Source organism: Pseudanabaena minima str. Chao 2107 (genome assembly GCF_051131155.1).
GTDB lineage: Bacteria > Cyanobacteriota > Cyanobacteriia > Pseudanabaenales > Pseudanabaenaceae > Pseudanabaena > Pseudanabaena minima.
In genome coordinates this window covers 4325664-4338401 of the sequence record NZ_CP159508.1, presented here as the reverse complement: position 1 = coordinate 4338401, position 12738 = coordinate 4325664, and the positions used below count along the sequence as shown (strand labels likewise).

At 43.3% G+C, this 12738-nt stretch carries 8 protein-coding genes and 1 tRNA gene; 4 read left to right on the top strand and 5 right to left on the bottom strand.

Features of this window, described 5'->3' with window-relative positions:
- Positions 1–249: 249 nt before the first annotated feature.
- Together ABM313_RS19680 and ABM313_RS19675 are read left to right on the top strand one after the other, a co-directional pair.
- Positions 250–1101, top strand: a complete 852-nt coding sequence (locus ABM313_RS19680; RefSeq protein ID WP_434684856.1) for a CPBP family intramembrane glutamic endopeptidase — start codon at positions 250–252, stop codon at positions 1099–1101.
- Positions 1102–1200: 99 nt separating this feature from the next.
- Positions 1201–1282: transfer RNA gene (locus ABM313_RS19675), tRNA-Tyr, on the top strand.
- A gap of 139 nt (positions 1283–1421) precedes the next feature.
- Here the strand turns inward: ABM313_RS19675 and ABM313_RS19670 are convergent.
- Complete coding sequence (locus ABM313_RS19670) at positions 1422–1775, bottom strand: hypothetical protein (protein WP_434684855.1); 354 nt, start codon at positions 1773–1775, stop codon at positions 1422–1424.
- A gap of 47 nt (positions 1776–1822) precedes the next feature.
- The gene (gene thyD / locus ABM313_RS19665) at positions 1823–2743 is read right to left on the bottom strand and encodes a thylakoid membrane protein ThyD (RefSeq protein WP_434688531.1); all 921 of its coding nucleotides are present in this window, start codon (positions 2741–2743) and stop codon (positions 1823–1825) included.
- Positions 2744–2828: 85 nt separating this feature from the next.
- On the opposite strand from thyD, the gene ABM313_RS19660 reads away from it, so the two are divergent.
- Both ABM313_RS19660 and lpxA read left to right on the top strand, forming a co-directional pair.
- Positions 2829–5771 carry a response regulator gene (locus ABM313_RS19660; RefSeq protein ID WP_434684854.1) on the top strand — a complete coding sequence of 981 codons (2943 nt, stop codon included), beginning with the start codon at positions 2829–2831 and terminating at the stop codon, positions 5769–5771.
- Between the two features lie 172 nt (positions 5772–5943).
- Complete coding sequence (gene lpxA, locus ABM313_RS19655) at positions 5944–6786, top strand: acyl-ACP--UDP-N-acetylglucosamine O-acyltransferase (protein ID WP_434684853.1); 843 nt, start codon at positions 5944–5946, stop codon at positions 6784–6786.
- A 105-nt stretch (positions 6787–6891) separates the two neighbouring features.
- Here lpxA and adhE read toward each other — a convergent pair whose 3' ends face one another.
- The 3 genes from adhE to pflB all read right to left on the bottom strand — a co-directional run bounded on the left by adhE (position 6892) and on the right by pflB (position 12659).
- Positions 6892–9483 carry a bifunctional acetaldehyde-CoA/alcohol dehydrogenase gene (adhE, locus tag ABM313_RS19650; RefSeq protein ID WP_434684852.1) on the bottom strand — a complete coding sequence of 864 codons (2592 nt, stop codon included), beginning with the start codon at positions 9481–9483 and terminating at the stop codon, positions 6892–6894.
- 151 nt (positions 9484–9634) lie between these two features.
- On the bottom strand, positions 9635–10375 hold the full coding sequence (gene pflA, locus ABM313_RS19645; RefSeq protein ID WP_434684851.1) for a pyruvate formate-lyase-activating protein: 741 nt from the start codon (positions 10373–10375) through the stop codon (positions 9635–9637).
- Between the two features lie 55 nt (positions 10376–10430).
- On the bottom strand, positions 10431–12659 hold the full coding sequence (gene pflB, locus ABM313_RS19640) for a formate C-acetyltransferase (protein WP_434684850.1): 2229 nt from the start codon (positions 12657–12659) through the stop codon (positions 10431–10433).
- Positions 12660–12738: the final 79 nt, after the last annotated feature.

Genomic DNA, 12738 nt, shown 5'->3' with positions numbered 1-12738 from the left:
GGAGACCAAGCCCCTACTTTTACAAATATGTAGGGATTTGGAGACCAAATCCTCTTTTAAGATCACATAGAAACATGATGAAGATCTCTGTTCTACGTAACATCAGTTCTTAATTAAAACCCAAAAGATAAGATGCGGCGCTTCGCGCCGCATCTTATCTTTTGGGTTTTATGTCCTCACAAGACTGACGACAGCCATATATAGAACAGGTAGGATTGTTATTAACAAAATCCTACCTGTTCTTTTATTGTGAATCTCGATCGCTTAAATTCCTATCCAGCACCAGCACGCATCATTCTATTTTTATTAACTTTATTGGTGATGTGGTTACCGATCGCTGCACCAATGTATTTAATTTGGGGTGAGGCGGTTGGCGTTGGACTAACCATTTTGTTGTATTGCGGATTTTTGGGATTAACTTGGTTCTGGGGTCGCAAAATTGCTAAATATTCGCATCCCTATCGCTATTACGGCTTGTCATTTACTCGCACCAATGGCAGCGATTTTTTGTTTGGTTTGGGGCTAGGCTGTGTGACCCTGATTATTTTCTTTGGACTACAGGTGAGTCTAGGTTGGCTAGCAGTGCAAACTGTCACTTGGCAGCAGCCCTTACCAGATAATCTACTACCAGCGATCGGCGTGTATTTTGTCGATTGGCAAGGAGCGATATTACCTGGGCTATTGACTTCTGTAGGCGTGGGATTTGCGGAGGAAATGTTGTTTCGGGGTTGGATGCTATCAGAGCTAGAGCGCGATTATTCAAAAAACACGGCTTTACTCGGTTGCAGTTTAGTATTTGCGATTTTGCATTTTATTAAACCTCTAAACGTGATTCTAGCTACATGGAGTCAATTTCTCGGTTTAGTGATGCTCAGTGTTGCCCTAGTCCTAGCAAGACGTAGATGTGGTGGGAGATTAGGAGTATCGGTTGGATTGCATGGTGGATTGGTTTGGTGTTACTACATCGTCAATACGACCCATTGGTTAAAGCCAACAGGCGTTGTGCCTGAATGGGTAACAGGTATTAGTGGCAATCCGATCGCAGGTGTGATGGGAATTATTTTTTTAAGTGCGATCGCGATCGGCTTTCATAAAAAATAAAAAGAGTCTAAGCCTCTTTTTATTTTTTATGAAAATGCCTATTGCCAGTAGTGCAATAAGTGTATATGATTAGATTCGCTTGGAAAACAGCCAAGTAAAGGGTCGATGCCCGAGTGGTTAATGGGGGCGGACTGTAAATCCGCTGGCTACGCCTACGCTGGTTCAAATCCAGCTCGGCCCATATCAAAAAGGGAGCGTGAACTAAGTTCACGCTCCCTTTTATTTCAGTAATTACTAGTCAAACTAACGAAAGAGCTTTTTTGAGAGTGGTGCTTTGCAACCACTCTCAAAAAAGCTCTTTCGTTCGGATAATTGTGGAATTATTCGGTGTCATCATCATCAAAGTCTGGATCGTCAGTAAATGGCTCTCCTAACCATCGCTCTAACATCCGTCTTGTCTCGATGCGTAAGCCGCGAATTTCTTTGTCTACTTTCGTATCTCTACGCTCTAACCTTTCTAACCTGTCCTGACCTCTGATGACAGCATCGGCGATCTGGTTAAACTTTGCCTCTAATGCGTTGTTAGTTGCCTGTATTGCTCTTGCGTTAGAGTCAACAATAGAGCGCGTTTCTCTCAGTTCTTGCTCTAGCCTAGAGATTGATTGGCTATTCCTTTCTGAGAGGATTAAGGCTTGTTCGGCAATAATTTGCAATTGCTCAAATGTCATACTCATCTGATGATTCTCCTTAGTTAGATAGCCATGCTTAGAATTCATTTTTATTAAGAAAAAATTTGACCTAGTGCTTTATCAATATCAGGATATTGGAAGGTAAATTTATTAATCTCAGCTTTGTGTGGTACAACTCGCTGACCATCTAGCAATACCGTTGCCCCTTCACCAAATACCAAGATCAACGCCGCCGCAGGCACAGGTAAAAAAGCTGGACGCTTAATTGCTTTAGCCAAGGCAACCGTGAAATCTTCATTGTTAACTGCTTTAGGAGCCGTCGCATTGAGCGCCCCTGTAATCTGAGCATTATTCACAGCATAAATGATTAGCTCCACCAAATCATCGCGATGAATCCAAGAAAACCATTGCTTGCCAGTACCAATTTTGCCGCCGCCACCAACTTGAAAAATCGGTAACATTTTCGCGATCGCCCCACCCATTCCTAACACAATTCCCGTTCTTAGCTTGACTAGGCGCACACCCAAGCCTGTAACTACATCGGCAGCAGCTTCCCAGTCTTTGCAAACATTAGCTAAGAAGTCATCACCTGCACTACTATATTCGTCAAAGGATTTATCTAGACTTGTGCCGTAGTAACCGATCGCCGAACCACTAATTAATACCTGTGGTTTCACATCGGCTTGAGCGATCGCCTCAACCAACACTTTTGTAGTTAAAATACGACTATCACGGATTTCTTGCTTCCGTTTATCAGTCCAACGTACACCAGCGAGGGGTTCGCCAGCCAGATTAATTACCGCATCACTACCAGATATCACCTTTGCCCAACCTCCCAATTCAAAAGGCGTGTAGCTAATTACTTCAACATTTGGAAAAGCTTCTTGGGGAAATTGACGAACTGCTTTTTGGGAATTACGAGCTAAGACGACAATGCTATTGCCTAAAGCATGTAACCGCTCAACTAATTTCACGCCAACAAACCCAGTAGCACCCGTTAATACAATCTTCATCATATATTTTTGTTTAAATTACTAGAGATATCAGCCCAAGACTAGTCGCTTATTTTAATGTGAAAACATCTTCGTAACCACATACATGCATAGTTCACCAGAAAATAAACAAAGCCAAAAGTCTCGCAGCAAACTATTGATCGTTGATGATGAAGAAGACAACTTAGACTTACTTCAACGTATTTTTCATCGAAGTCATCTAATTCTGCGAGCTAAAAATGGATTTGAGGCTTTGGCAATTTTAGCCAAGGAGCTAGATATTGCAGTGATCGTCTCCGATCAACGAATGCCCATGATGTCGGGGACGGAGTTTTTAAGTCAAGTTGCCGAGCGTTATCCTGACACGTTGCGGATCATTCTGACCGCTCATACCGATGTCCATGATTTGGTGGAAGCAATCAACCAATCCAAAGTTTTTAAATACATTACGAAGCCTTACAAAATAGAAGAATTAGAGGAAGTCGTCCAACAGGCGACTGAAATCTACAAATTATTGCAATTAAGAACTTCCAAACTGCGTAACGATCTTGAAAATGCCGAAGCTAGGTATCAAAGCATTTTTGAGAATGCGATCGAGGGGATTTTCCAGACGACGATTGATGGGCGTTATCTGATCGCCAATTCGATGTTGGCTCAGATCTATGGTTATCCTTCGGCGCAATCTCTGATTAGTAATGTTACGAATATTGCCAATCAGATTTATGTCAACCCATTACGTCGTCAAGAATTTATTAATATTTTGCGGACTCATGACACAGTTTCTAATTTTGAGTCTCAGGTTTATCGCCGTGATGGGACAAAAATCTGGATTTCAGAAAATGTGCGTGCAGTCAGGGATTTTGATGGCACGCTGATTGGCTTTGAAGGTACTGTACAGGATATTTCTCAACGCAAGCGAGCTGAAGAAGAATCACAATTATTACAATGCTTGACCTTAGAAATTGGTGCTGCCAATGATTTTCAAACAGCGTTAGAAGTTGCCCTCACCAAAATTTGTCAATTTACAGGATGGGACTATGGTGAAGCATGGATACCATCGGGGGATGAGCATTTGATCTGTAGTCCTGCATGGTACAGCAGTATTGAGGGTTTAGAAGATTTTCGGCAATTTAGTGAGAGAATCTCTTTCCCAGCAGGAATTGGCTTTCCAGGAAGAGTTTGGGGAAATCAACGTCCAGAATGGATTTGGGACATTTCGCTGGAGGCAGAATCCCACTTCTTACGCAAATATCCTGCTCTAGAATGTGGTTTGCGATCAGGTTTAGCAATTCCTGTCAGTGCCGACACCAATGTTGTCGCAATTATGGCTTTTTTTACCAGATCTCCCAACGATCGCGATCAGCAATTAGTGGGTTTAATCAGCGCGATCGCCATGCAGTTAGGGGTATTGATGCGTCGTAAGCGAGATGAAGAAACACTCCGCTTGATGAATGAAGAACTTGCACTAGCACGCGATCGCGCCTTGGAAGCCAATCGCACTAAAAGCACCTTTGTCGCCAATATGAGCCATGAGTTACGCACACCACTCAATGCGATCATCGGTTATAGCGAGATGTTACAGGAAGATGCGGCTTTATTGGGATTAGATGATTTTGAAGATGATCTCCAAAAAATTTATCGATCTGGCAAGCATCTCCTAGATTTGATTAACGACATTTTGGATATGACCAAAATTGAAGCGGGTAAATTAGAAATTTATTACGATGATTTTGATGTGCCAATGCTGATCTTCGATACCAGTAAAACGATTGAGCCATTGTTACTTAAAAATAATAATCGTCTAGAGATAGAATGCGATCTCCAACTTGGAGAGATTCGCGCAGATATGACGCGCTTACGCCAAGTTCTCTTAAATATTTTAAGTAATGCCTGTAAGTTTACAAAATCAGGTGAAATTAAAATTCAGGTAAATCGCCACAATTATGTTCAAGGAGAATTTTTCTGCTTCACGATTAGTGACACAGGCATAGGAATTAGTCCAGAAAATCTGCAAAGACTATTTCAGCCATTCAACCAAGCTGATAGCTCCACGACGAGACAATATGGAGGAACAGGGCTAGGACTAGCTATTAGTCATCGTCTTTGTCAAATGATGAATGGTGATATTACGGTTAACAGTGAATTAGGAATCGGTTCAACTTTCACCATTTGTTTACCTGTTGATTGCGAAAGAGCAATCAAAAATCCACCTAAAAACGGACAAAATTCTGCACCTAATTTATCGATATTGCCCAAACCTCTCCCAAAGGAATCAGATAATCCCCAGCAAAGACATCCTTCAATTTTAGTGATTGCTGACGATCCGTTGATCCATCAAAGTACCCATGCCTCTCTTAATCATTTAGGAGTTTCCGTCTACTCATCCCTAAGTGGAGAAAATGGGATGAAATTAGTCTACCAAATTTTACCTGATGCAATTATTTTAGATATGCAAACCCCCTCTATGAGTGGATGGGAAATGCTTAAGGAATTAAAGTCGCAACCTTTAACTTCTGGAATTCCGATCATTTTACTGACAATTAATGATAGTGACGAAACCCATCCAAGTTATGAGATTGGCGCAAATGATTATTTATTTAAGCCGATTGATCGAGATCGCTTGCTTACGATCATTGATAAATATCGCAGTGAGCAAAAGGCTGAGATTTCAGTATTAGTAATTGAAGATGATCTTAATACTAGAGCCATGTTGAAACGAATGCTGGAAAAGGAGAATTGCTTTGTTTCCGAAGCCCAAGATGGACATGAAGCATTAGAAGTAATGACACAGCATATGCCGCAGTTAATTCTGCTTGATTTGATGATGCCCAATGTCGATGGCTTTGAATTAATTCATCTACTAAGGCTACGATATAACACTCCATCAATTCCCATTATCATCATCACTGCTAAAGATTTAACTAATGCAGACTGTATTCGTTTAAGTGGATCAGTCCAAAAAATCCTCCAAAAGACTAATTATAGTTACACGCAACTGCTAGAAGAAATTGTCCAAAGACTCTATAAATTGGGAGTCTTAGCAAACTAAAAAACTAGAGGCAGTGCTTCACACTGCCTCTAGTTTTTTGTTTTTTATGGCTATCCATAGAGATTCGCCGCGCCTACGGCGCGGCGAATCTTCAAATTATGGGTACTTTGCCAATGATTGCGATAGACTATTGATTGTTTTCTAGCGCCCCAGCATATAGACCGCTATTTCAATGCCAAACACCAAACCCAATCCTAATATCACGATTCATCCCCGCGCCATCGTTCATCCACACGCCAAAATTGGTGAGGGTACATCCATCGGAGCCGATGTCATTATTGACGAGTTTGTGGAGATTGGCGATCGCTGCGAGATTCGTGCTAGAGCAATCATTACAGGGAATACTAAGATCGGCAACGATAACCAAATTGGCTATGGTGCAATCGTTGGCTCGGAGCCTCAAGATACTTCTTACAAAGGCGCAGTTAGTTTTGTGGAAATCGGCGATCGCAATGTGTTGCGAGAATATGTGACGGTCAATCGGGGCACAAAGGAAGGCTCAGCCACAACCATTGGTAATGATAATTTGTTTTTTACAGGCGCTCATGTAGCTCATAATTGTGCGATCGGCAATCGCGTAATTTTAGTAAATAATGTGTTGCTGGCGGGTTATGTGGAGGTACATGACTATGCCTTTATGGGTGGGGACTCAGTAGTACATCAATTCACGCGCATCGGTTCCTATGCGATGATTCGTGGACAAACTCGCCTTGGTATGGATGTGCCTCCCTACTGCATGGCTGTGGACACAAATATGGTGTTTGGACTCAATCGCCTTGGTTTACGCCGCAATGGGTTTAGTCACGATCGCCGCCGCTCTATTCTCGCCGCCTATGAAGTGATCTATAAGTCGGATCGCAATCGCACTCAAGCGATCGAATTTCTAGAGTCAGATCCTAAATTTGCCAACAATCCTGATATTCAATTATTTTGTAACTTCATCAAGAATAGTCGTCGCGGTATTTGTAAACTCTACGAAAAAGGTGCAAGTCGCATCGAAGAAGATCGGGACTAATACCAAAACTCAAAATGGCTACGCCATTTTGAGTTTTGGTATTAGTCCCTTACTGGGGTTGGTTTTCAACTCACAAAAGTGTTGTCTCACTTTTGTGAGTTGGGATTAGCCGTAATAGGCTTGGATCATAAGCTGCTTGAGATCAGCAATTAATGGATAGCGAGGATTCGCACCCGTGCATTGATCATCAAAGGCTCGATCTGCCATATCTTCTACATGGGTCATGAAAAATTCTTCACCAGTACCCTGCTCTAAGAGAGCATCTTTAATCGTGATCGGAATATCCACTTGACGCTTGAGATCTTCAATGGCGACAATCAATCTTTCTACTTTCTCGTCATCAGTATCACCTCCCAGATTTAGATAATTAGCAATCTGGGCATAGCGCCACTTGCTATTGGGATATTTGTTTTGCGAGAAAATTGCTTGCTTAAAGGGAACATCGGTCGCGTTGTAACGAATCACATGGGAGATCATCAGCGCGTTGGCTAGCCCGTGAGCAAGGTGACAAGTCCCCCCTAATTGGTGGGCGATTGAGTGACATACTCCTAAGAAGGCATTAGCAAAAGCCATCCCTGCGATTGTGGCGGCATAATGTACTTTTTCCCGTGCTTTAGGATCTTTAGCTCCATTTTTGTAAGCGCTAGGTAGATATTTGAACAACAAACGAATCGCTTCTAGAGCCAATCCATTGGTATATTCTGAAGCCAGTACTGACACGTAAGCCTCGATCGCATGGGTAAGCGCATCAATACCACCATAGGCAGTTAAGCGTTTAGGCATATTCAGAGTCAGTTCAGGATCGACGATCGCTATATTTGGGGTCAAGGCATAGTCAGCGAGAGGATATTTGATGCCACTTTTCTCATCGGTAACAACAGCAAAAGGCGTAACTTCCGAACCAGTTCCCGACGTAGTGGGAATCGATACCATGATAGCCTTTGCGCCCAAAGGTGGTAATTCGTAAACCCGTTTACGAATATCCATAAATCGCATCGCCAAGCCTTCAAATTCGATGTCGGGATGTTCATACATTAGCCACATGATTTTTGCCGCATCCATCGGAGAACCACCACCAAAGGCAATAATTACATCGGGATGGAAGCTGTTACAGATCGCTAAACCTTTGCGGACTGTGGCAAGCGAAGGATCGGGTTCGACATCATAAAAGGTATAGTGGGCAATGCCGATTTCTTCTAAGCTATCGGTAACTTCTTTGGTTAAGCCCAGTTCAAACAAAGGGCGATCGGTAACAATCAACGCGCGTTTTCGACCCATGAGATCCCGCAAAGCGACAGGCAAGCAGCCAGATTTGAAGTAAATTTTGGGTGGGATGCGAAACCACAACATATTTTCGCGACGTTCGGCGGCGGTTTTGATATTTAGTAAATGGTGGGGAGTCACGTTTGCGGAAATCGAGTTACCACCCCAACTACCACAGCCCAATGTCAGTGAAGGATCGAGACGGAAGTTATAGAGATCACCGATCGCGCCCTGAGAAGATGGTGTATTAATTAACACTCGCGAAGTCTCTAACTTACTCTCAAAATAGCGAATATTCTCTTGATTATTAGGTGCGGTATACAACACCGAAGTATGACCATGTCCACCAAATATAACCAATGATTCCGCCTTGTCTACCGCATCATGGAAGTCTTCAGCACGATACATCGCAAGGATCGGCGACAATTTCTCAAAGGCAAAGGGTTCATCCTTAGAAATTTTCTCCACTTCACCAATCAATACTCTGGTATTTGCAGGAATCTCAAACCCTGCAACCTCAGCAATCTTTAGCACTGGCTGTCCCACAATCGCGGCATTCAGTCGATCATCCTTGAGAATTACTTGGCGAATTTGGTCACGCTCTGCTTCATTAAGAAAATATGCACCACGCTTGATAAATTCCTCTCTCACCGCATCATAAATCGCATCAACCACTACTACTGACTGTTCAGAAGCACAAATCGTACCATTGTCAAAGGTTTTGCTGAGAATAATCGAACTTACTGCCATCTGAATATGCGCGGTTTCATCGATAATTGCAGGTGTATTCCCAGCACCAACACCAATGGAAGGATGTCCTGAAGAATAGGCAGCCTTGACCATTCCCGGTCCCCCCGTAGCCAAAATCAATTTGATATTCGGATTTTGCATCAAAGCCTGAGATAAAGGCACGGTCGGCTCATCAATCCAGCCAATAATATCGGGAGGCGCACCTGCGGCTACAGCAGCATCAAGAACAATTTTTGCCGCAGCGATCGTGCAGTCCTTCGCATGGGGATGCGGCGAGAAAATAATTCCATTGCGGGTTTTCAGCGCAATCAGAGACTTAAAGATGGTGGTAGAAGTGGGATTAGTGACAGGCACAATTCCCGCTAACAGCCCCACAGGTTCAGCAATACGTTCATAACCAAAATGCTTGTCCGACTCAATCACACCACAGGTTTTATCATTCTTATACTTGTTGTAAATCATCTCCGAAGCAAAGTGATTCTTGATCGCCTTATCTTCAATCACACCCATTCCCGATTCTTTGACCGCCGCCTTCGCTAGAGGAATCCGCGCGGCATTTGCTGCCAAAGCCGCCTGCTTGAAAATGCGATCAACCTGCTCTTGGGTAAAAGCAGCAAACTCAGCTTGAGCAACCTTCACCCTCTGAATCAACAATTCCAATTCTTCAACATTTGTGACTTTCATTTATAAATACTCCTCATTTTTTTTTTGGGCTGTTAGCTATTAGCTGTTAGCTGTTAGCTGTTAGCCAGAATAGAATTAAAAATCTGCTACCAATCACCAATCACCCATTACCAATCACCAAACTTAACCGCTAACCGCTAACTGCCAACAGCTAAATCCCTACCGCTCCAAGTGCATTAATTCCGCGATCGCGAAATATATCAACTGCCTGCTGCACTAGTTCAGGTGTTGCTGGTGGTGTATCTTTGAGGGAATAGGGCAAGCCTAGTTGCTCCCATTTATATTCCCCCATTTTATGAAATGGCAGAACTTCCAATCTTTCTATATTTTTCAAAGTTGCCATAAAATCAGCAAGTTGCTTGATATTTTCCTCGTTGTCCGTGAGATGTGGCACTAATACAAAGCGAATCCATACAGGTTTACCAATTTCGCTGAGGTATTTAGCGATCGCTAGCGTCGGCTCAATAGAAACACTGGTAACTTTGTAATAGAGTTCGGGAATGTAGGATTTGATATCGAGCAGAACTAAGTCGGTTTCTTCGAGAACAGGTTTTGCTACCTCGATCGCACAGTAGCCAGATGTATCAAGGGCGGTATGCAAACCTAGCTCATGACAACGCTTAAATATTTCCCTAGTAAATTCAGGTTGCATCAGGGGTTCACCGCCACTGACGGTTACTCCACCTTTGCGAATGAAGGATTTACATTTTTTGATCTCGTCAATCAAATAATCAACGGTAACTTCTTTGCCATCATGGGCACTGCGACAGTCTGGATTGTGACAATAGAGACAGCGTAGGGGACAGCCTTGGGTAAAGACAATAAATCTGATTCCAGGGCCGTCCACCGTGCCAAAAGTTTCGATTGAGTGAATGCGTCCAATTCCCGACATAGAATTTCCTAAATAATTTTCATAAAGAGTGCTACCTTGCAGCACTCTTTATAGATTAGACACGTTCGTGGAACGTGCGCTTAATCACATCCAATTGCTGCTCACGGGTGAGCTTAATGAAGTTCACCGCATATCCCGACACCCGAATCGTCAGTTGGGGATAGTTCTCAGGGTGATCCATCGCATCAAGTAAAGTGTTGCGATCAAGAGCATTCACATTAATGTGATGTCCACCATCATGGAAATATCCATCTAACAACCCAACCAGATTATTGGTGCGATCGCTTTCCTGTCTTCCCAGAGCCGTTGGCACAATTGAGAAAGTATTCGAGATCCCATCTTGACAATCACTGTAGGGCAATTTGGCAACCGAGGAAAGCGAGGCGATCGCGCCGCAACTATCTCGTCCATGCATAGGATTAGCACCTGGAGCAAAGGGTTCGCCAGCCCTACGTCCATCGGGAGTGTTACCCGTTTTCTTGCCATAGACCACATTGGAAGTAATGGTCAGCACGGATTGAGTAGGTACTGCATGACGATAGGTGGGATGCTTACGAATCTCGTTCATAAATCTGGCTACGAGATCAATAGCGATACTATCCACACGATCATCGTTATTGCCATATTTAGGATATTCACCTTCGGTTTCATAATCTACTGCCAAGCCTTGCTCGTTGCGAATCACCTTCACTTTGGCATGTTTAATTGCCGAAAGCGAATCGGTAACTACTGACAAACCCGCAATTCCACAAGCCATCGTTCGATAGACATCGCGATCATGCAACGCCATTTCGATGCGCTCGTAGCAATACTTGTCATGCATGTAGTGAATGACATTCAGCGTGTTGATGTATGCCTTCGCCAGCCACGCCATCATCTGTTGCAAGCGATCATTAACTTCTTGATAGTCAAGATATTCACTGGTAATTGGTGCGAAGTTGGGCGCAACTTGATCCCCAGACTTCTCATCCTTACCACCATTGATCGCATAGAGCAATGTCTTTGCCAGATTGACCCGTGCACCGAAGAATTGCATCTGTTTACCAATTCGCATGACTGACACACAGCAGGCGATCGCATAGTCATCACCATAGATGGGACGCATCAAGTCATCGTTTTCATACTGAATCGAACTGGTATCACTGGAAATCTTGGCGCAGAACTGTTTGAAGTTTTCGGGTAAATGTTCTGACCATAAAACCGTCAAGTTAGGTTCTGGTGCTGCTCCTAGATTTAAAAGAGTATGCAGGAATCGATAACTAGTTTTGGTAACTAAAGTTCGACCATCGGCACTCATACCACCGATTGCCTCCGTTACCCATGTAGGATCACCTGAGAACAGATCATTGTAGTCAGGTGTACGCAAGAATCTCACCATGCGTAACTTCATCACAAAATGATCAATTAACTCTTGCAAATCCACTTCAGCGATCGCGCCATTCTGCAAATCTCGCTCGAAATATATGTCTAAAAACGTTGAAACTCGACCAAGGGACATAGCAGCCCCATTTTGTTCTTTGACTGCCCCTAGATAGCCAAAATAGAGCCATTGCACAGCTTCTTTAGCCGTCATAGCAGGACGACCAATATCAAAGCCATACTTTGCCGCCATTTCCTTGAGTTCAAACAAAGCGCGAATTTGTTCGGAGAGTTCTTCACGCAGACGAATGGTTTCTTCGTCCATTACATCTAATTCGAGAGATTCTTTCTGGGTCTTTTTGTCATCAATCAAGCGATCGACACCATAGAGAGGCACACGACGATAATCGCCAATGATGCGTCCCCGTCCATAGGCATCGGGTAAGCCTGTAATGATCCCCGATTTCCTTGCTTTTCGCATTTCCGTGGTGTAGACATCAAACACACCATCGTTATGGGTTTTGCGATATTTAGTAAAAACTTCTTCCGTTTGGGGATCAAGTTGATAACCATAGGCTTCCAGTCCAGCCTTCACCACACGAATACCGCCATAGGGCATAATCGCGCGTTTCAGAGGTTTATCGGTTTGTAAACCAACAATTTGTTCTAGCTCACGATTGATGTATCCCGCGTCATGGGCAGCGATCGCCGTAGGAATCTTTGTATCAACATCCAATACCCCTTTTTCGCGCTCTAGCTTCATTAGTTCCAAGACTTCCTGCCAAAGTTGCTGTGTTCTTGCGGTTGGTGCAACTAGAAATTCGGCAGATCCTTCATAGGGAGTGTAATTCTTTTGGATAAAATCCCTAACGTTAATTTCTCTTGTCCAACTGCCTTCCGTAAAGCCCTGCCATTCTACATACATTGCTTTAATCTCCAATTTTTTTGCGAAAGATTAAAATCAATTTATCTTTCTATTCCATTATAGATTTATCAACAAGTTC

Bases quoted from the DNA above. Each gene is read 5' to 3' on its own strand.
- ABM313_RS19670 (WP_434684855.1), bottom strand. From the start codon at position 1,775: ATGAGTATGACATTTGAGCAATTGCAAATTATTGCCGAACAAGCCTTA.
- ABM313_RS19660 (WP_434684854.1), top strand. From the start codon at position 2,829: ATGCATAGTTCACCAGAAAATAAACAAAGCCAAAAGTCTCGCAGCAAA.
- pflA (WP_434684851.1), bottom strand. From the start codon at position 10,375: ATGTCGGGAATTGGACGCATTCACTCAATCGAAACTTTTGGCACGGTG.
- thyD (WP_434688531.1), bottom strand. From the start codon at position 2,743: ATGAAGATTGTATTAACGGGTGCTACTGGGTTTGTTGGCGTGAAATTA.
- adhE (WP_434684852.1), bottom strand. From the start codon at position 9,483: ATGAAAGTCACAAATGTTGAAGAATTGGAATTGTTGATTCAGAGGGTG.
- lpxA (WP_434684853.1), top strand. From the start codon at position 5,944: ATGCCAAACACCAAACCCAATCCTAATATCACGATTCATCCCCGCGCC.
- pflB (WP_434684850.1), bottom strand. From the start codon at position 12,659: ATGTATGTAGAATGGCAGGGCTTTACGGAAGGCAGTTGGACAAGAGAA.